Here is a 17528-nt window from a genome sequence, read left to right on the forward strand (position 1 = left end):
GATACACCTCATTGGGATGTGAGCAAGGGCGGGCGGCGCAACAAGCCGTGCACCGGCCCGAACACCACGGACAACAGATACAACGCGCCCGCCACCAACACGATGGCCGGGCCGCTGGGCAGCGAGCAATAGAACGACAGCAGCAAACCAAACCACACCGAGAGGCAGCCGAGCAGCGCGGCGATGCTCATCAGCACTGGCAATCGACGGCTCCAGAATCGCGCAGCGGCGGCCGGCAACATCATCAAACCGACCACCATCAACGCGCCGATGGCCTGGAAACCGATCACCAGATTCAGCACCACCAACGTCAGGAATACGCCGTGCGCGAGCGGCCCGAGACGGCTGACGGTTTGCAGGAACAGCGGGTCGAGCGTGTCCAGCAGCAGCGGTCGATAGATCAGCGCCATGGCGATCAGACTGAAACCGGAGACCCACAACATCCCGCTGAGCGTCGGGCCATCGACCGCCAATGCCGAGCCGAATAACAGGTGCAACAGGTCGAGGCGTTTGCCGGCGATGCCGAGGATCAGCACGCCGCTGGCGAGGGAAATCGGGTAGATCGCGGCGAGGCTGGCGTCTTCGCGCAGACCGGTGCGGCGGGTGATCCACGCGGCCAGTCCGGCCATGCTCAGGCCCGCGCCGAGACCACCGAGGGTCAGCGCTGGCAGGCTTAAGCCGAAGAACCAGAAACCCAACGCGGCGCCGGGCAAGATGCCGTGAGCCACCGCGTCGCCGATCAGGCTCATGCGCCGCAGGATCAAAAACACCCCGAGCGGCGCCGTGCTGCACGCCAGCACCAGACCACCGAGCAACGCCCGGCGCATGAACACGAACTCGTGAAACGGTTGCCAGAGTTGCGCGGCGGCGATCATCAGGCCACCTGCGTTTGCGGTTGTTGGCGAATCAGTTCGGTGCTGAGCCCGAGGGTGCAGCCGCTGCTTTTGATCAGCAGGGTTTGCGTTATATGTTGGCGCACGGCGGCGAGGTCATGGCACACGATCAACAGCGTTCGGCCGGCGGCGTGCCAGGCGTGGATGTGTTGCCACAGCAATTCCTGGCCGAGTTCATCGAGTGCGGCGTGGGGTTCGTCGAGCAGCAGCAACGGCGCCTCGGCGAGGCTTAAACGGGCGAGCAGGGCGCGCTGCAATTCGCCGCCGGACAGCGCCATGAGCGGACGTTGCTCCAGGCCGCTGAGGCACCAGTCGTGCAATACACTTTCGAGTTTGTGCTTGCGGACTTCCGTTGATTGTTTGCTGCCCCAGAATCCTGCGGCCACCAACTCCTGCAGGCTGATCGGAAACTGCCGATCCAAGTGTTGTTGCTGAGGCAGAAAAGACAGGCCGCCCTGGCGTGGAACATCCAGCACAATTTTCCCGGACAGTGGTTTTTGCAGACCGGCGATAACTTTGAGCAAGCTGCTTTTGCCCGAGCCATTGGCGCCAATCACAGCAGTGAGACTGCCTGCGGGCAACGCAAAATCCACCGCAGGCGTCAGCGCTTGGCCAGGTGCGCCCCAGCGCAGGGATAGGCAGCGGATCATGCGCGCTCCCAATTGCAGCGGCTCTCGGCGACTGCATCGTGGGCGTGCAGGCTTTCAGCGTGGACCACGCGGATGTGAAATCCGTCGATGCCGGGAGAGCGTTTCAGCGCCAGATTCAAGCGACGCGCGGCGTCTTCGCAGAACATCAGGTTCTGCCCATTGGCCAACGCGAAGGCTTGTTCGTCGGCGCGTTTCACTGCGGTTTGCACGGCAGTGCCGAGTGCAGCTTCAGCGTCATTGATCGCCGCAATAAGCGGCAAGTCTTCGACAAAGTCGAGCAGGCGTAAGCGCAACTGGGCGGTGCTGCGTTGACTGTGCGGGGTGGCAACGATGCCGTTCGTGGAGCCCAGCCATGTCAGGACGTCTGCGTGATTGAGCGATTTGTTGGCGAAATCATCGACGAATTGCGCCTGGATAAGCTGCCGGGAAAGCGCTGCCGAGCAGGGGCACGTCGAGGAATAAGCCACGTCGATTCTTAGTTCCACGTGGAACATATCGTTTTCCAAACGTGCATCGATGCTGACGGGATAGCTTTTCCAGCCGGCTAACGGACTGATCAGCGCCGGACGTTTGAGCAGCAAATCAGCGTGAATTTTCAGATAAGCGCTAGACGACAAACCTTGATGGCTGTCCAGGAATCGTTGCAGAACCCGGCGCAGTAATGCCGGTGTGAGGTTTTCCCGTTCGAGCATTTCCAGCGCCAGATACAGCCGCGACATGTGAATGCCGCGCGCTTCGCCGTCATCAAGACTGACGCCGGCATCCGCTCTCGCGTTCAGGCGTCGCCCGTCAATCAGGATCGGCAGGGCAATGCCACACATGCCCACCCACTCAAGTGGCAGGGCTTGGCGTGAGGCCTGCGCGGCGATATCCGGCAGAGTCAGCGCATTCATCAGCAGGTCCATCGTGAAGTTCGGTTTTGCATGTTATGTTATTACATTAAAATCAACCAAGGCTTTTTTCGCGAGCGGGCATTCGACCCGTCGTTGGACCCAACCTGAGAGGAATACCTGATGCCCCATCGTCTCCCCGTGACCGTCCTATCGGGCTTTCTCGGCGCCGGCAAAAGTACGCTGCTCAATTACGTACTGCGTAATCGCGAAAACCTGCGGGTCGCGGTGATCGTCAACGACATGAGCGAAATCAACATCGACGGCGGCGAAGTACAACGCGATGTCAGCCTCAACCGCGCCGAAGAGAAACTGGTGGAAATGAGCAACGGCTGCATTTGCTGCACCCTGCGCGAGGACTTGCTGGAGGAGGTGAGCAAACTGGCGAAGGACGGTCGATTTGATTACTTGCTGATCGAATCCACCGGCATTTCCGAACCGTTGCCGGTGGCCGAAACGTTTACCTTCCGCGACGAAGCCGGGCAGAGCCTCGCCGATATTGCCCGGCTCGACACCATGGTCACCGTGGTCGATGGGATGAATTTTCTCCTCGACTATCAAGCCGCCGAAAGCCTCGCGTCGCGTGGCGAAACCCTGTGCGAGGAAGACGAGCGTTCGATCACCGATCTGCTGATCGAGCAGATCGAATTCGCCGACGTGATCCTGATCAGCAAGATTGACCTGATCAGCCGCCGCGAACGCGAAGAGCTGATGGCGATCCTCGAACGGCTTAACGCTCAAGCGGAAATCATGCCGATGGTCATGGGCGAAATTGCGTTGGAGAAGATCCTCAACACCGGCCGTTTCGACTTTGAAAAAGCCGCGCAGGCGCCGGGTTGGCTGCAGGAATTACGCGGCGAGCACGTGCCGGAAAGCGACGAATACGGCATCGCTTCGACGGCTTACCGCGCGCGCCGGCCGTTTCACCCGCAGCGTTTTTTCAGCTTCATCGATCGCCCGTGGCTCAATGGCAAACTCCTGCGTTCCAAGGGTTTTTTCTGGTTGGCGAGCAAGCACATGGACGCCGGCAGTTGGTCGCAGGCCGGCGGTTTGATGCGCCACGGGTTCGCCGGTCGCTGGTGGCGTTTTGTGCCGAAAAACCAATGGCCGCAGGATCAGGAAAGCACTGCCGCGATCATGCAGAACTGGGCAGCGGGCAGCGGTGATTGCCGCCAGGAACTGGTGTTTATCGGGCAGAACATCGACTTCGCGCAGCTCAGCGCCGAGCTCGACAGCTGCCTGCTGACCGACGATGAAATGGCCCAGGGCATCGAGGCCTGGCGCATGTTGCCCGACCCGTTCGGCCCGTGGCACGAAGAGGCCGCATGATGCGCGCACTCACACCTGTGGCGGCCAACCCGCTGGGCAAAACGTCCGCGCGCAAACCTCGTCAGCATCACGGAGCAAATCCGAAAGTCCTGACAAAAATCCTTCACGACGACGCCAATCTCGCGGTGTGGCAACGCCAATTGCCGCTGCACATCGGCGATTTCGCCCGTTTGCTGTTATCGCTGAACGAGCCGCTGGCCGAGTCGCTGGTCCTGGAAATACCCAGCGAGGACGCCGAACCCAACTTGCGCGGGTTGGCCTCGGGTTTCAGCGACCTTGAAGGCTACGAAGGTTTTATCGCCGACGTTTCGTGGCTGGTCAGCGCCTTCGCGTGTTTGCTCGGCGCCAAGCGCGTTGGCCTGCGTTTGCGCGCGTTGGACCAAGCCATGTGCCCGCGATTTCACGTCGATCATGTGCCGGTTCGGCTGATCACCACGTATGCGGGCGTCGGCAGCGAGTGGCTGAAAGAAGGCGCGATCGATCGTCGGCAGCTGGGCAATCCGCACGCCGAGCCGCAGGCGCCGATCCAGCACATCGACAGCGGTGACGTGGCGTTGCTCAAAGGTGAAAAGTGGCACGGTAACGAGGGTTTCGGGCTGATTCATCGCTCGCCGCAACCGGCGCCGGGTCAGCGCCGGTTGATTCTGACGCTCGACTGGCTGAGTTAGGGTTTGAGCCAGTTACCCTGGCTCTGCGCCTCGCAGAACGGTTGTAAATACGCCGCGTCGGTGGCCACGCCGTAATAGTGAATATCCTGGCGGTAGGGCATATTGGCGACTTGCGCGTTGCTGCACACGCCGAACGCGCCGCTGGGGCATTGGTCGACGTATTGCACGTCGACTTTCTGCCCGGGCAAGTTCGGTTGGCAGAAGCCGTCGGCGAAGAGTTTTTCCGGGATGTTGCGGTTCTGCTGACAGACTTTGACGTCGAGCCGTTCCGCCGTGCTGTGCACCACACACGCCTGCGCCAGCGCCTCGCCGGACATCAGCGCCAAACCCGACGCCAACGCTGACCACGACAATCCGATCAACCGCATCCTTTACCTCCTCAAAAAACTTTGACCATGTTGCAGAACATTCCCACGCACGTCATCGCCGGGCCATTGGGCGCCGGCAAGACCAGCCTGATCAAGCAGTTGATGGCGCAGCGCCCGGCGCACGAACGCTGGGCGGTGCTGATCAACGAGTTCGGCCAGATCGGTCTCGACGCCGCGCTGCTGACCCAGGGCGCCGATGGTATCGCACTGGGCGAAGTGGCCGGCGGCTGTTTGTGTTGCGTGAATGGTGCGCCGTTTCAGATCGGCCTCGGGCGATTGCTGCGCAAGGCGCGGCCGGACCGGCTGTTTATCGAGCCGTCCGGGTTGGGGCATCCGGCGACATTGCTGCGTCAGTTGAGTGAAGCGCCGTGGCTGGGCGTACTGGCGCTTCAACCGTGTGTGCTGGTGCTGGATGCGCAAGCGCTCGCGGCCGGCAAACCGCTGCCGGCGGCGCAACAGCAGGCGTTGAACAGCGCGGGTTTGTTGTTGCTGAACAAGTCTGAAGGTCTGACTGAGGAAGATCGGCGGCGGATTATCCAGCAGTTGCCGGCGCGTCCCGTGTACTGGACGCAGCAAGCAGCGTTGCCATTGAGCGAACTGCCGGGGCTGGAAAATCGGGCGATAGCGGCTGTGGATAACGTTGTGCTGCCCAAGGGGTTGCCGCAGTTGCCGGCGATCTGGACTGATCCTGCGTCACCGATTTGCTTGAGTCAGGCACAGGAGGGCGGCTGGAGCATTGGTTGGCGCTGGCATCCAAGTCAGGTATTTGATGCGGCGCGGGTAGCGCGCTGGCTGGAAAGCCTTGCCTGGCAGCGGGCGAAGCTGGTTATCCACAGCGCCAAAGGTTGGGTTTCGGCGAATGCGTTGGCTAGCTTGGAGTTGGGTAGCTTGGAAATGAAGGCGTGGCAGGCGAGCGAATGGCGTCAGGATTCGCGGATCGAGCTGATTTTTGCGGAGCCGCAGGATATTGCTGAGTTGCAGGAAGGTCTGAGTCTGTGTCGGATTTTGCGAGAGGTTTGATCACAGGGTTTCAGGTGATGAGCTGAATCTTCAGGGACGCCACTTGGTGTGTTCCTGTCGCCACTGGCTCATTTCGATCACTTCGCCGCGCGGCTTCACCACTTCAACCACCGGCGGCGTGTCGTCGAACGGCATCGGGTACGGCGCCAGTTCAATCTGCGCGCTGTGCGCACCGAATTGGGTGATGGTCCCGGTGTGGCGGGTTTCGCCGGTCACGGTGAATTCGAAGTTATACACCCGAGCCAGACGTCGACGACCGTTGGCATCTTTGATAAAACCGATTTTTTTCAGCGCCACGTTGCCGTCGAGCAACTCGATTTCGAGTTTCGCGCAATGCTGCTTGACCCGCTCCAGTGCGCGCTCGCGCAAGCCGTGGTTGTGCCAGAGCCACGCGCCGCCAGTGGCCAGCAGCATCAGCACGAAGATATTTCCGAGGGTCAGCATCGACAGAGTGCTCCAACAAGATAGCGCCAGCTTAACTGTGTCGCCGGCCTGTCGTACAGGCTGCGTTTAGTCGCATACTGCGCGGCTCGAATTTCAATCGTTTTACGGAACTCAGCGCATGAAACGCACGCCCCATCTGCTCGCCATCCAGTCCCACGTGGTGTTCGGCCACGCCGGCAACAGCGCCGCGGTTTTCCCGATGCAGCGGGTCGGGGTGAATGTCTGGCCGCTCAACACCGTGCAGTTCTCCAACCACACGCAATACGGGCAATGGGCGGGCGAAATATTGCCGCCGCAGCAGATTCCCGAATTGGTTGAAGGCATTGCCGCGATTGGCGAGCTGGGCAACTGTGACGCGGTGCTTTCCGGTTACCTGGGCAGCGCCGCTCAGGGGCGGGCGATTCTGACGGGCGTGGCGCGGATCAAGTCGGTCAATCCGAAAGCCCTTTACTTGTGCGACCCGGTGATGGGCCACCCGGAGAAAGGCTGCAGCGTGCCGGCCGAGGTCAGCGACTTTCTGTTGGAAGAGGCAGCTGCGGTGGCGGACTTCATGTGCCCGAATCAGTTGGAGCTCGACAGCTTTTCCGGGCGCAAGCCACAGTCGCTGTTCGATTGCCTGGCGATGGCCCGAGCGCTGCTGACACGCGGCCCGAAAGCGGTGCTGGTCAAGCATCTGGACTATCCCGGCAAACCGACGGATGTGTTCGAGATGTTGCTGGTGACGGCTGAGGGCAGTTGGCATTTGCGCCGGCCGCTGTTGGCGTTTCCGCGTCAGCCGGTCGGTGTCGGTGACCTGACGTCGGGGTTGTTCCTGGCGCGCGTGCTGCTCGGCGATAGCCTGGTGGCAGCGTTTGAGTTCACCGCGGCGGCGGTGCATGAAGTGCTGCTGGAAACCCAGGCGTGCGCCAGTTACGAGCTGGAACTGGTGCGGGCGCAGGACCGGATTGCGCATCCGCGGGTGCGGTTTGAGGCGGTTGCGATCAGCCTTTAAAAGCTTCGCGGGCGAGCCTCGCTCCTACAGGTTGGAGTTCGCCTGAACGACCCGGGTCCGTAGGAGCGAGGCTTGCCCGCGAAAGCGATTTAACGATCAAACACCTCAGGCGTCGCCCTTGATTTCCTGATAACGCTTTTCCAGTTCCTGACGAATCTGCCGGCGTTGCTGGGCCTGGATGAAGCGGCGTTTGTCTTCGCTGTTCTGCGGTTGCAGCGGCGGCACCGGCGCCGGTTTGCGCTGGTCATCGACCGCGACCATGGTGAAGAAGCAACTATTGGTGTGGCGCACCGAGCGCTCGCGGATGTTCTCGGTCACGACTTTGATGCCGACTTCCATCGAGGTGTTGCCGGTGTAGTTGACCGACGCCAGAAAGGTCACCAGTTCGCCGACATGAATCGGCTCGCGGAAAATCACCTGGTCCACCGACAAGGTCACCACGTAGCGGCCGGCATAGCGGCTGGCGCAGGCGTAGGCCACTTCGTCGAGGTACTTGAGCAGCGTCCCGCCGTGCACATTGCCAGAGAAATTGGCCATGTCGGGGGTCATCAATACCGTCATCGACAGCTGGGCGTTTCCGGGTTCCATAACGTTCTCACGGGTCAAAGCAGAATTTCGAAAGGGCGGCACCTCTGCGGGGCCTGGCCGGTTTTTGCAAACCTCAGTTATCGGGACGCCGGGCAGGTGATTGCCGTCACGCCGCATCGATCTGTTTCCATATATTGCACCGCCTTTCTGCCGGAAGTCGCGGTGTTACCCTGCGAAAGCCCACCCCAAAGGCATTTTCCTACGCGCAAAGCGGATTTTTACTCCGCTCGATCAGGCTTTTTCCGAGCCTGGCCGTCGAGCTATGTCACTCAAGGAGCCTCATACCATGCATGCCATCAGTTTTATTCAGGACCTGGCAGTGATCATGTTGGTAGCGGGCGTGGTGACCGTGCTCTTTCACCGATTCAAACAACCGGTGGTCCTCGGCTACATCGTCGCCGGTTTTATCATCGGCCCGCACACGCCGCCGTTCGGCCTGATCCACGACGAAGAGACGATCAAGACCCTGGCGGAGCTGGGCGTGATCTTCCTGATGTTCTGCCTCGGCCTGGAATTCAGCCTGCGCAAACTGTTCAAGGTCGGCGCCACGGCGTTTATCGCGGCGTTCCTGGAAATCGTCCTGATGATCTGGATCGGCTACGAAATCGGCCGCTGGTTCGACTGGAACACCATGGACTCGCTGTTCCTCGGCGCGATCCTGGCGATTTCCTCGACCACCATCATCGTCAAGGCGCTCAACGATCTGAAGATGAAAAACGAGCGCTTCGCGCAGTTGATCTTCGGTGTGCTGATCGTCGAAGACATCCTCGGCATCGGCATCATCGCGTTGCTCTCGAGCATCGCGGTCAGCGGCACGGTCAGTTCCGGCGAAGTGTTCTCGACGGTCGGCAAACTCTCGCTGTTCATGATCGTCGCCCTAGTCGTCGGCATCCTGCTGGTGCCGCGCCTGCTGGCGTATGTGGCGAAATTCGAAAGCAACGAGATGTTGCTGATCACTGTGCTGGGCCTGTGTTTCGGCTTCTGTCTGCTGGTGGTCAAACTCGAATACAGCATGGTCCTCGGCGCATTCCTGATCGGCGCGATCATGGCCGAGTCGCGGCAACTGCTGAAAATCGAGCGCTTGATCGAACCGGTTCGCGACCTGTTCAGCGCGATTTTCTTCGTCGCCATCGGGCTGATGCTCGATCCGCTGATCCTGCTGCAATACGCCTGGCCGATCGCGGTGATCACCGTGGCCGTGGTGCTCGGCAAGATGTTGTCCTGCGGGCTCGGTGCCTTTATCGCCGGCAACGACGGACGTACCTCACTGCGGGTCGGCATGGGTCTTTCGCAGATTGGCGAATTTTCCTTCATCATCGCCGCGCTGGGCATGACCTTGCAGGTCACCAGCAACTTCCTCTATCCCGTGGCGGTGGCGGTTTCGGTGATTACCACGCTGCTGACGCCGTATCTGATTCGTTCAGCCGATCCGCTGTCGATCAAACTTGCCGCCGTCATGCCGCAACGCCTGAGCCGGGTGTTGGGGATGTATGGCGAATGGCTGCGCAGCATTCAGCCGCAGGGCGAGGGGGCGCTGCTGGCGTCGATGATCCGGCGGATTCTGTTGCAGGTCGGGGTGAATCTGGCGCTGGTGATTGCGATTTTCTTTTCCAGCGCATTTTTCGCCGAGCGGATGTCGGCGTATCTGCAAGCGTGGATCAGTGAGCCGAGTTGGCAGAAAGCGCTGATCTGGGGCGGGGCGTTGCTGGTGTCGCTGCCGTTTCTGATTGCGGCTTATCGCAAGCTCAAAGCGCTTTCGATGTTGTTGGCGGAGATGGGCGTGAAGCCGGAAATGGCCGGTCGGCACACGCAGCGAGTACGTCGAGTGATCGCCGAAGTGATCCCGATTCTTTCGTTGCTGGTGATTTTCCTGCTGTTGGCGGCGTTGTCGGCGAGCATTCTGCCAACCAACGAATTGCTGGTGCTGATCGCCGTGGTCACGGCTGCCGTTGCGGCGCTGCTGTGGCGCTGGTTCATCCGCGTGCATACGCGCATGCAAGTGGCGTTGCTCGAGACGCTGGATAACCACAAGGACGCTGCCGGGCACTGACTTGATCTTGTAGCAGCAGGTCCGTGTAGCCGCGGGGCTTTTTGTAGCAGCTGGCGCAGCCTGCGTTCGGCTGCGCAGCAGTCGCCGGATCAGACGCCACGGTGTGTCAGGCAGATGATCGGCGTGGGTTTGCGGCTGCTTCGCAGCCGGACGCAGCCTTCGGCAGCTGCTACATGGATCTGGTCGCGACGGGGCTTTTTGTAGCAGCTGGCGCAGCCTGCGTTCGGCTGCGCAGCAGTCGCCGGATCAGACGCCACGGTGTGTCAGGCAGATGATCGGCGTGGGTTTGCGGCTGCTTCGCAGCCGGACGCAGCCTTCGGCAGCTGCTACATGGATCTGGTATTGGCAGGACTTTGTAGCAGCTGGCGCAGCCTGCGTTCGGCTGCGCAGCAGTCGCCGGATCAGACGCCACGGTGTGTCAGGCAGATGATCGGCGTGGGGTTTGCGGCTGCTTCGCAGCCGGACGCAGCCTTCGGCAGCTGCTACGTTCGGCGGTTGTCACCTTTGGCGGTTGCTACAAAGGGCTGCGGCGGTTTGCTCAGCTTTCCAGCCAGACGTCGCGCGCCCAGTGCCATACCGATTCCCAGGTTTCTTCGGCAATCAGTTCTTCTTCGGCTTGCCACAACACCACGGTGCCGTCTTCTTCGACCAGGTAGTAATCGTCGCCGTCCTGGCAGATCGGGATCATGCTGCGGTCGACACCGGCGTCCCAGGCGTTGGCGGCAACGTCCGGCAGGTAAGTGTGGGATTGCGGGTCGGTCACGGTGACCGGCTCCAGGCTGCCGTAGACCACGTCGCTGACGATCAGCAAAAATTCTCTGAAGACGAATGGGATGTCGATGAACAATTGTTCTTCGATTTCCACGATTTGATCTTCGTCAGGCAACTCCAAGGGGACCGGTACTGGTTCGTTGGCTTCACGCAGTTGTTCGATGATTTCTTCCACGTCCGGGATCCTCTTGCTTGATGGCGCGGTTTAGTTGGGGCGGTTTATACAGTAGCTCGCTATAGATGCAACCGCGAAATAGAAAACCCCGGCCAAGGCCGGGGCTTTTTCTTGCGACACATTCAACGCGGGGCGGTTCAGCCGTTCTGGCGGATACCGGCAACCAGCCATGGCTGGTTCTCGCCCTGCAGGCGTTCCATGTTCCAGCTCTCGCTGAACACTTCGCCCTGGTCGAAGCGTGAAGTCTTCGACACACCACTGAAGGTCAGGGTGGCGATGGTCTTGTCTGCGCGATCATCGACGCCATCCAGCTGCACATTGAGGTTATCAATGTAAGTGGACTGGAAGCCGTCACCCAGGTCAGCCCGTTCGCGCTTGAGGAACTCCAGCAGCTGCGGGGTCACGAACTCGGCAATCTTGTCCATTTCGTTGGCGTCCCAGTGTTGTTGCAGGGACTGGAAATGGTTGCGGGCCGCAGCAATGAAGTTCTGCTCATTGAACCAGGCTGGCGCATTGATCACCGGACGCGCGGCGGCTGGTGCTGCCGAACCGCCGAAGATCGAACCGGTACCGGCCGGCTTCTGATCGAACGCTTCGCGGTGCATCGGCGCGCCGGCTGGAGACAGCTGGTCTTGCTGCTTGCGACGACGAGCGGCGATGAAGCGGAAGACCATGAAGGCAATCAGCGCCATGATCAGGATGGCGAAGATCTGCATGCCCTGGAAGCCGTCGCCCATGAACATCGAGGCCAACAGGCCACCGGCGGCGATGCCGGCCAGAGGGCCGAGCCAGCGCGAAGCACCGCTGGCCTTGGTTGCAGCGCCAGCCGCACCGGCGGCGCCCGCAGTGGCGGCAGCGCCACCCGCGGCAGAAGAAGGAGCCATTTGGCTGGTCTGGTGAGACGGCGCAGCGCCGGAGCTCTTGCCGCCACCGAAGCGCTTGGCGTTGGCGTCCAGGCTCATCGTCAGACCAATGCACAAGGCCATGGCGATGCTAAGAAAACGTTTCATAAAGGGAATTCCCATTTGTGGATGGAACGCGTGCCATGTTGCACAGCTCAAGTGTCACTGGCTAGCGGCAGAGTGTTTCGGGCTTTTGCCTGACAGGTGAGGTTCAGGTAAGCCGCGGGATAGAGGGCGATGTACTTTTGTCCGTAAGACAAGCGGACATGCGTTGTAGGAAATGTGAACCCTGTGCGAGCGAGCTTGCTCGCGATGGCCGCACCTCGGTTTATCCGTAGACAAACCGCGGCGCCCCTTTCGCGAGCAAGCTCGCTCCCACAGAAAAGCCTCGCCAGGTTTAGATCGCTTCGAGCTTGGCGTAACCGAGCATCAGCCACTTGCTGCCTTCAGCGAAGTTGACCTGCACCCGCGCTTGCGCGCCTGCGCCTTCGAAGTTGAGGATCACGCCGTCGCCGAACACCGAATGGCGCACCGCTTGGCCGAGGCTGAAACCGGTATCGGGAATCTCGCTGCCGCCGAACAGGCTGCTCGAGCTCTGCTGCTGACCACCGCCGAATGGACGGCTGACGCTGTTGGACAGGCGCACTTCCTGGATCAGACCCTTCGGCACTTCACGTACGAAACGCGACACCTTGTTGTAGGTTTCGCTGCCGTACAGGCGTCGGGTTTCAGCGTAAGTCATCACCAGATTCTGCATTGCCCGCGTAATCCCCACGTAGGCCAGACGCCGTTCCTCTTCGAGACGGCCGGGTTCTTCCAGGCTCATCTTGTGCGGGAACAGGCCTTCTTCCATGCCGACGAGGAACACGTAAGGGAATTCCAGGCCTTTGGCGCTGTGCAACGTCATCAACTGAATGCTGTCTTCATGCTCGTCGGCCTGAGTGTCCCCGGCCTCCAGCGACGCATGCCCGAGGAACGCCGCCAGTGGCGTCAGGTCTTCCTCGTCCTCGGCGTTCTCGAACGCGCGCGCGGCGCTGACCAGTTCCTCAAGGTTTTCTACCCGTGCCTGGCCTTTCTCGCCTTTTTCCGCTTCGTGATAGGCAATCAGCCCCGACTGCTCGATGACGGTCTGGGTCATCAGGTGCAGGGGCATTTCCATGCACTTGGCGGCGAGGTTTTCGATCAGCTCGATAAACCCGCCGAGCGCGCCGGCAGCACGCCCGGTCAGGCCTTTATTGGCCACGAGCAGGCGCATGGCTTCCCACATCGACACATCGCTGTGGCGGGCGTGATCGCGGATCGCTTCGACAGTTTTCTCGCCGATGCCACGGGCCGGAACGTTGATCACCCGTTCCAGCGCGGCATCGTTGCCACGACCTTCAAGCAAACGCAGGTAGGCCATGGCGTTCTTGATTTCCGCACGTTCGAAGAAGCGCTGGCCGCCATAGATGCGATACGGAATGCGCTCGCGCAGCAAAGCTTCTTCAAGAACGCGCGATTGGGCGTTGGAGCGGTACAAAATCGCGATATCGCTGCGCGCCAAGCCGGTTTTCAGCGCGCTTTCGATGGTTTCCACCACATAGCGTGCTTCGTCGTGCTCGTTGAACGCGGCGTACAGGTTGATCGCCTCGCCTTCGCCGCCATCGGTCCACAGCTCTTTGCCCATGCGCCCGGTATTGTTGGCGATCAGCGCGTTGGCAGCCTTGAGGATGCCGGCGGTGGAGCGGTAATTCTGTTCCAGACGGATGGTTTCAGCGTCCGGGAAGTCATCGGAATACTGATAGATGTTCTCGATTTTCGCCCCGCGCCAGCCGTAGATCGACTGGTCGTCGTCGCCGACCACCATCAGGCTGTCGCCGCCCTTGGCCAGCAGGCGCAACCAGGCGTACTGCACGGCGTTGGTGTCCTGGAACTCGTCCACCAGAATGTGCCGGAAGCGCTTCTGATAATGCTCGAGCAAGCCTGGGTTATCGCGCCACAGGTCGAGGGCGCGCAGCAGCAGTTCGGAGAAGTCGATGACGCCGGCGCGCAGGCACGCGGCCTCGTAGGCTTCGTAAATGCTGCGCATGGTCGCGAGGAACAAATCGCCGCTGGCCTGAATGTGGTGCGGGCGCAGACCTTCGTCTTTCTGCCCGTTGATGAACCACTGAGCCTGCCGGGCCGGCCAGCGTTGCTCGTCCAGGCCCAACTCGCGGATCACCCGTTTGACCAGACGTTGCTGGTCGTCGCTGTCGAGAATCTGGAAGGTCTGGCTCAGCTTGGCTTCCTGCCAGTGCGCCCGCAGCAAGCGGTGCGCCAGGCCGTGGAAGGTGCCGACCCACATGCCGGCCGGGTTGATACCCATCAGCTGCTCGATGCGATGACGCATCTCGGCAGCGGCCTTGTTGGTAAAGGTCACCGACAGGATGGAGTGGGGCGAGGCGTTTTCGACCTGGATCAACCAGGCGATACGGTGCACCAGCACTCGGGTTTTACCGGAACCAGCACCGGCCAGGACCAACTGACGACCCACGGCGGCAGCTACGGCCTGACGTTGGGCATCGTTGAGGGAGTTCAGCAGAAGGGAGAGATCATCGCGCATCGGGGCATTCTAGGGGGCGGCGTCACACCGGGCAAACCCCGCTTTGATTTAGCCGATGAAAGATCCATGCAGGACGACCGGTCGGTCACTGCCTGCAAGCGGCGGCGGGGCTCGCTTGAGCGCTTTTGGGCGTCTGTCAGGCGCTGATACTTTTGTCTGTTTTCTGACTTTGGGCAGTTTGGTCAACGGCGCTGCTTGTGTATGCTCCGTGCACGATTCGGGCTCACCACGCTCATTATAAGAACAAGAAAATTGCCTATGACCCTCAGTTCCGACCTGGCGGGCCCTTCAGTGGAGCCGCGGGTTATCCGCAAACAGTACGCCATGCAAATGGCCGTCGAGCGTACGCGCCTGCTGTACCAGGGCTCGCTGTTGCCGACGCTGTTCATGCTGATCAACGGTCTGGTGTGCGCCGGGCTGCTGTGGAGCCCGCAACGCTACTTTCTGGTCAGCGTCTGGCTGATCTGGTTGTTGTCGCTGGTGGCGCTGCGGGTGATTCAAGTGGCGGCCTTCGATTCGGCGATTCCCAATCGCCAGGCTCACCCGATCTGGATTCGCATGTTTTTGCTCGGCTCGGCCATGACCGGGCTGACCCTCGCGGGCGCCGGCATTGCCCTGGTCCCCGCCGACACTTTCATTCAGCAAGCCTGGGTATTCGGCCTGATCGGCGCCGCCGCACTTTCGGCCAGCGTCGCGTATGCGGTCAGCCTGCCGGCGTTCCTCTCGTTCACCTTGCCCTGTCTGTTGCCGGCGATTGCCTACATGTTTTGGGGCGGCGATGAGCAGCAGCAAGGTTGGGGCTGGTTCGGGCTGATCCTGCTGGGCGCGTTGAGCGTGGTCGCGTGGCAGGTCAATCGGCTGATTGATCGTGGTTTGTTGCGGCGCTTCCAGAATCAGGCGTTGATCGAACATCTGCAGCAGGCACAGGCGCAGAGCGATCAGCTCAATTACGAACTCGCCAGCGAAATCGATCAGCGCCGCAGCGCCGAAGAAGAGCTGCGCGAAGCCCAGGTCGAACTGGAAAACCGCGTGGCCGAACGCAGCCAGGAACTCAGCGCCGCCACTCAGGCCCTGGGCAAAAGTGAAGCGCGTCTGGCGTTGGCGCTGAAGGCCAGCGAACTGGGCTTGTGGGACTGGAACCTGCAAACCGACGAGGTCCATCACACGCAGATTCAGGAGCTGTTCGGCCTCGCGCCGGAATACGTCACCGCGATGCTCAGCCACCTGCGCCCGCGGCTGCACCCCGACGACGTGCCGGCGCTCAAACGCGCGCTGGTCGAGCACTTGAAGGGCCGCAGCGAGGATTACCAGATCGAATACCGCGTGCGCCATGGCGACGGCCATTGGGTCTGGATCGAGGACCGTGGCCGCGCAGTCGAGCGCAGTGACAGCGGGCGGGTGATCCGCATGGTCGGCACGCGCCGCGACATCAGCGCCAGCAAAGGCCTGGAAGAACAGCGGCAACTCGCGGCCACCGTGTTCGAAGCCGCCAGCGAAGGCATCGTCATCCTTGATCCGCATTACACGCTGATCGCCATCAACCAGGCGTTCAGCCGCGTTACCGGCTACGACATCGGCGACATGCTCGGCCACAACGTGGTCGATTTGCCGTGCAGCCGCGACGCCCGGCGCCACTACAACGTTATCCACCAAGCGCTGGAGCAACACGGCAGTTGGCAGGGCGAACTGGTGGAAACGCGCAAGAATGGCGAGCTCTATCCGCAATGGCTGCAATTGAACGCGGTGCGCGATAGTCGCGGAAAGGTCAGTCATATTGTCGGCTTCTTCGCCGATCTGTCGGCGCGACGCGAATCCGAAGAGCGCATGCGATTCCTCACTCATTACGACGAATTGACGGGGCTGGCCAACCGTTCGCTATTCCGCGAGCGATTGGGCGAGGCTCATCAGCGGGTACGTCAGGGCGGTCGCCGCAGTTTGGCGTTGCTGCATATCAACCTCGATCGTTTCAAGCTGCTCAACGACAGCCTCGGCCATGAAATCGCCGATCAACTGCTGCAGAAAATGGCCCGGCGGCTGATCAATGCGTTGCCCGAGGCCGACACCATTGCGCGGCTGTCCGGCGATGAGTTTGCGGTGCTGTTCGACGCCTACGGCAACCTGTCGAGCCTGGCCCGCGTGGCCACCCGGTTGTCGGCCAAGCTGCGTTTACCGGTGACGGTCGACGGGCATGAGTTGGTGGTCAGTGCGTCGATGGGCATCAGTATGTTGCCGGACAATGCGCGAGAGATTTCCGCGCTGGTCAGCCAGTCGAACATGGCCATGCAGCATGCCAAACACTTGGGCGGGAACAATTTCCAGTTCTACACCGAGAGCCTGCAAGCGAGCACGCTGGAACGCCTGCAACTGGAAAACCACCTGCGCAAAGCCATCGAAGAAAAGCAGCTCAAAGTGTTTTATCAACCGAAGCTGTGCCTCGCCACGGGCCGCTTGAACGCTGCCGAAGCCTTGGTGCGCTGGGAGCATCCGACCATGGGCCACGTGCCGCCCAATGAATTCATTGGGCTGGCCGAAGAGACCGGGCTGATTGGCCCGATCGGCGAGTTCGTGTTGCGCCAAGCCTGCTGGCAAGCCTGTGAATGGCAGCGTCAGGGGCTGCCGCCGATTCGGGTGTCGGTGAATTTGTCTGTGCATCAATTACGTCAGGGCAAACTGGTCAGCCTCGTGCGTCAGGTGCTGGAAGAGACCGGATTGGCCCCGCACCACCTGGAGCTGGAACTGACCGAGAGCCAACTGCTCGACAGCGTCGAGCACATCATCGCGACCTTCCAGCAGTTGCGCGACCTGGGCGTGAAACTGGCGATCGACGATTTTGGTACGGGTTATTCGTCGCTGAGCTACCTCAAGCGCATTCCGGTGGATTACGTGAAGATCGATCAGGCGTTTATTCGTGGGCTCGGGGAGGGCAGCGAGGACGCGGCGATCACTCGGGCGATCATTGCGATGGCGCACGGCTTGTCGCTGAAAGTCGTGGCGGAAGGCGTTGAGCGCGCGGAGCAGTTGGCGTTCCTGGAGGCCGAGCGCTGCGATGAAGTGCAGGGTTATTTGATCAGTCGTCCGGTGGAAGCCGCTGATCTCGCTGAGCTGCTGCGAAAAGACGCCAATCCTTTGTAGCAGCCGACGCAGCCTTCGGCAGCTGCTACAAAGGTGCAAAGGTGCTACATGGAGCGCATGAGGCGTGGAATCGGGA

Annotated in this window: 15 protein-coding genes; 6 read left to right on the forward strand and 9 right to left on the reverse strand. The window is 61.0% G+C overall.

Annotated elements, in window-relative coordinates:
* Window positions 1–8: 8 nt before the first annotated feature.
* The 3 genes from BLU01_RS13060 to folE2 are packed head-to-tail and all read right to left on the reverse strand — an operon-like array spanning window position 9 to window position 2436.
* Window positions 9–875, reverse strand: coding sequence for a metal ABC transporter permease (locus BLU01_RS13060; RefSeq protein ID WP_092275860.1), 867 nt, complete (start codon window positions 873–875; stop codon window positions 9–11).
* Window positions 875–1543, reverse strand: a complete 669-nt coding sequence (locus BLU01_RS13065; RefSeq protein ID WP_092275863.1) for a metal ABC transporter ATP-binding protein — start codon at window positions 1541–1543, stop codon at window positions 875–877. The genes BLU01_RS13060 and BLU01_RS13065 overlap by 1 nt, the downstream gene beginning before the upstream one ends.
* Complete coding sequence (gene folE2 / locus BLU01_RS13070) at window positions 1540–2436, reverse strand: GTP cyclohydrolase FolE2 (RefSeq protein ID WP_092281594.1); 897 nt, start codon at window positions 2434–2436, stop codon at window positions 1540–1542. The genes BLU01_RS13065 and folE2 overlap by 4 nt, the downstream gene beginning before the upstream one ends.
* Window positions 2437–2556: 120 nt before the next feature.
* Between folE2 and zigA the strand changes: the two genes are divergently transcribed.
* Both zigA and BLU01_RS13080 read left to right on the forward strand, forming a co-directional pair.
* A complete protein-coding gene (gene zigA / locus BLU01_RS13075) occupies window positions 2557–3762 on the forward strand; it encodes a zinc metallochaperone GTPase ZigA (RefSeq protein ID WP_092275866.1) in 1206 nt (401 codons plus the stop codon).
* Window positions 3759–4430, forward strand: coding sequence for a DUF1826 domain-containing protein (locus BLU01_RS13080; RefSeq protein WP_408003134.1), 672 nt, complete (start codon window positions 3759–3761; stop codon window positions 4428–4430). Before zigA ends, BLU01_RS13080 begins: the two co-directional genes overlap by 4 nt.
* Here the strand turns inward: BLU01_RS13080 and BLU01_RS13085 are convergent.
* Window positions 4427–4798: an NADH:ubiquinone oxidoreductase gene (locus tag BLU01_RS13085; RefSeq protein ID WP_092275869.1), complete on the reverse strand. Its 372-nt coding sequence runs from the start codon at window positions 4796–4798 to the stop codon at window positions 4427–4429. The two genes, BLU01_RS13080 and BLU01_RS13085, sit on opposite strands and share 4 nt — an antisense overlap.
* 27 nt (window positions 4799–4825) lie before the next feature.
* Here BLU01_RS13085 and BLU01_RS13090 point away from each other — a divergent pair, with 27 nt between their 5' ends.
* Complete coding sequence (locus BLU01_RS13090; protein WP_092275871.1) at window positions 4826–5818, forward strand: CobW family GTP-binding protein; 993 nt, start codon at window positions 4826–4828, stop codon at window positions 5816–5818.
* 30 nt (window positions 5819–5848) lie between these two features.
* Here the strand turns inward: BLU01_RS13090 and BLU01_RS13095 are convergent, their stop codons facing one another.
* A complete protein-coding gene (locus BLU01_RS13095; RefSeq protein ID WP_092275874.1) occupies window positions 5849–6262 on the reverse strand; it encodes a DUF3301 domain-containing protein in 414 nt (137 codons plus the stop codon).
* A gap of 118 nt (window positions 6263–6380) precedes the next feature.
* Between BLU01_RS13095 and pdxY the strand changes: the two genes are divergently transcribed.
* Complete coding sequence (gene pdxY / locus BLU01_RS13100) at window positions 6381–7253, forward strand: pyridoxal kinase PdxY (RefSeq protein ID WP_092275877.1); 873 nt, start codon at window positions 6381–6383, stop codon at window positions 7251–7253.
* Window positions 7254–7358: 105 nt separating this feature from the next.
* On the opposite strand, the gene BLU01_RS13105 is transcribed toward pdxY, so the two are convergent.
* On the reverse strand, window positions 7359–7841 hold the full coding sequence (locus BLU01_RS13105) for an acyl-CoA thioesterase (RefSeq protein ID WP_092275880.1): 483 nt from the start codon (window positions 7839–7841) through the stop codon (window positions 7359–7361).
* A gap of 286 nt (window positions 7842–8127) precedes the next feature.
* Between BLU01_RS13105 and BLU01_RS13110 the strand changes: the two genes are divergently transcribed.
* Window positions 8128–9891: a cation:proton antiporter gene (locus tag BLU01_RS13110; RefSeq protein WP_092275883.1), complete on the forward strand. Its 1764-nt coding sequence runs from the start codon at window positions 8128–8130 to the stop codon at window positions 9889–9891.
* 538 nt (window positions 9892–10429) lie between these two features.
* On the opposite strand, the gene BLU01_RS13115 is transcribed toward BLU01_RS13110, so the two are convergent.
* The 3 genes from BLU01_RS13115 to uvrD form a co-directional block, all read right to left on the reverse strand.
* Window positions 10430–10837, reverse strand: coding sequence for an SMI1/KNR4 family protein (locus BLU01_RS13115; protein ID WP_092275886.1), 408 nt, complete (start codon window positions 10835–10837; stop codon window positions 10430–10432).
* 137 nt (window positions 10838–10974) lie between these two features.
* Window positions 10975–11847, reverse strand: coding sequence for a Tim44 domain-containing protein (locus BLU01_RS13120; RefSeq protein WP_092275889.1), 873 nt, complete (start codon window positions 11845–11847; stop codon window positions 10975–10977).
* Between the two features lie 289 nt (window positions 11848–12136).
* Entirely contained in the window at window positions 12137–14320 is a 2184-nt protein-coding gene (gene uvrD, locus BLU01_RS13125; protein WP_092275892.1) for a DNA helicase II, read from the reverse strand.
* Window positions 14321–14578: 258 nt separating this feature from the next.
* Here uvrD and BLU01_RS13130 point away from each other — a divergent pair, with 258 nt between their 5' ends.
* Entirely contained in the window at window positions 14579–17452 is a 2874-nt protein-coding gene (locus tag BLU01_RS13130) for an EAL domain-containing protein (protein ID WP_092275895.1), read from the forward strand.
* Window positions 17453–17528 lie beyond the last annotated feature (76 nt).

Origin of the sequence: Pseudomonas prosekii (assembly GCF_900105155.1) — a bacterium.
Classification (GTDB): domain Bacteria; phylum Pseudomonadota; class Gammaproteobacteria; order Pseudomonadales; family Pseudomonadaceae; genus Aquipseudomonas; species Aquipseudomonas prosekii.

Excerpts from the sequence above, each read along its gene's own strand:
- zigA (WP_092275866.1), top strand. The coding sequence starts at position 2,557 with ATGCCCCATCGTCTCCCCGTGACCGTCCTATCGGGCTTTCTCGGCGCC.
- BLU01_RS13105 (WP_092275880.1), bottom strand. The coding sequence starts at position 7,841 with ATGGAACCCGGAAACGCCCAGCTGTCGATGACGGTATTGATGACCCCC.
- BLU01_RS13090 (WP_092275871.1), top strand. The coding sequence starts at position 4,826 with ATGTTGCAGAACATTCCCACGCACGTCATCGCCGGGCCATTGGGCGCC.
- BLU01_RS13060 (WP_092275860.1), bottom strand. The coding sequence starts at position 875 with ATGATCGCCGCCGCGCAACTCTGGCAACCGTTTCACGAGTTCGTGTTC.
- BLU01_RS13120 (WP_092275889.1), bottom strand. The coding sequence starts at position 11,847 with ATGAAACGTTTTCTTAGCATCGCCATGGCCTTGTGCATTGGTCTGACG.
- BLU01_RS13080 (WP_408003134.1), top strand. The coding sequence starts at position 3,759 with ATGATGCGCGCACTCACACCTGTGGCGGCCAACCCGCTGGGCAAAACG.
- BLU01_RS13130 (WP_092275895.1), top strand. The coding sequence starts at position 14,579 with ATGACCCTCAGTTCCGACCTGGCGGGCCCTTCAGTGGAGCCGCGGGTT.
- pdxY (WP_092275877.1), top strand. The coding sequence starts at position 6,381 with ATGAAACGCACGCCCCATCTGCTCGCCATCCAGTCCCACGTGGTGTTC.
- BLU01_RS13085 (WP_092275869.1), bottom strand. The coding sequence starts at position 4,798 with ATGCGGTTGATCGGATTGTCGTGGTCAGCGTTGGCGTCGGGTTTGGCG.
- folE2 (WP_092281594.1), bottom strand. The coding sequence starts at position 2,436 with ATGAATGCGCTGACTCTGCCGGATATCGCCGCGCAGGCCTCACGCCAA.
- BLU01_RS13065 (WP_092275863.1), bottom strand. The coding sequence starts at position 1,543 with ATGATCCGCTGCCTATCCCTGCGCTGGGGCGCACCTGGCCAAGCGCTG.
- BLU01_RS13110 (WP_092275883.1), top strand. The coding sequence starts at position 8,128 with ATGCATGCCATCAGTTTTATTCAGGACCTGGCAGTGATCATGTTGGTA.
- BLU01_RS13095 (WP_092275874.1), bottom strand. The coding sequence starts at position 6,262 with ATGCTGACCCTCGGAAATATCTTCGTGCTGATGCTGCTGGCCACTGGC.
- uvrD (WP_092275892.1), bottom strand. The coding sequence starts at position 14,320 with ATGCGCGATGATCTCTCCCTTCTGCTGAACTCCCTCAACGATGCCCAA.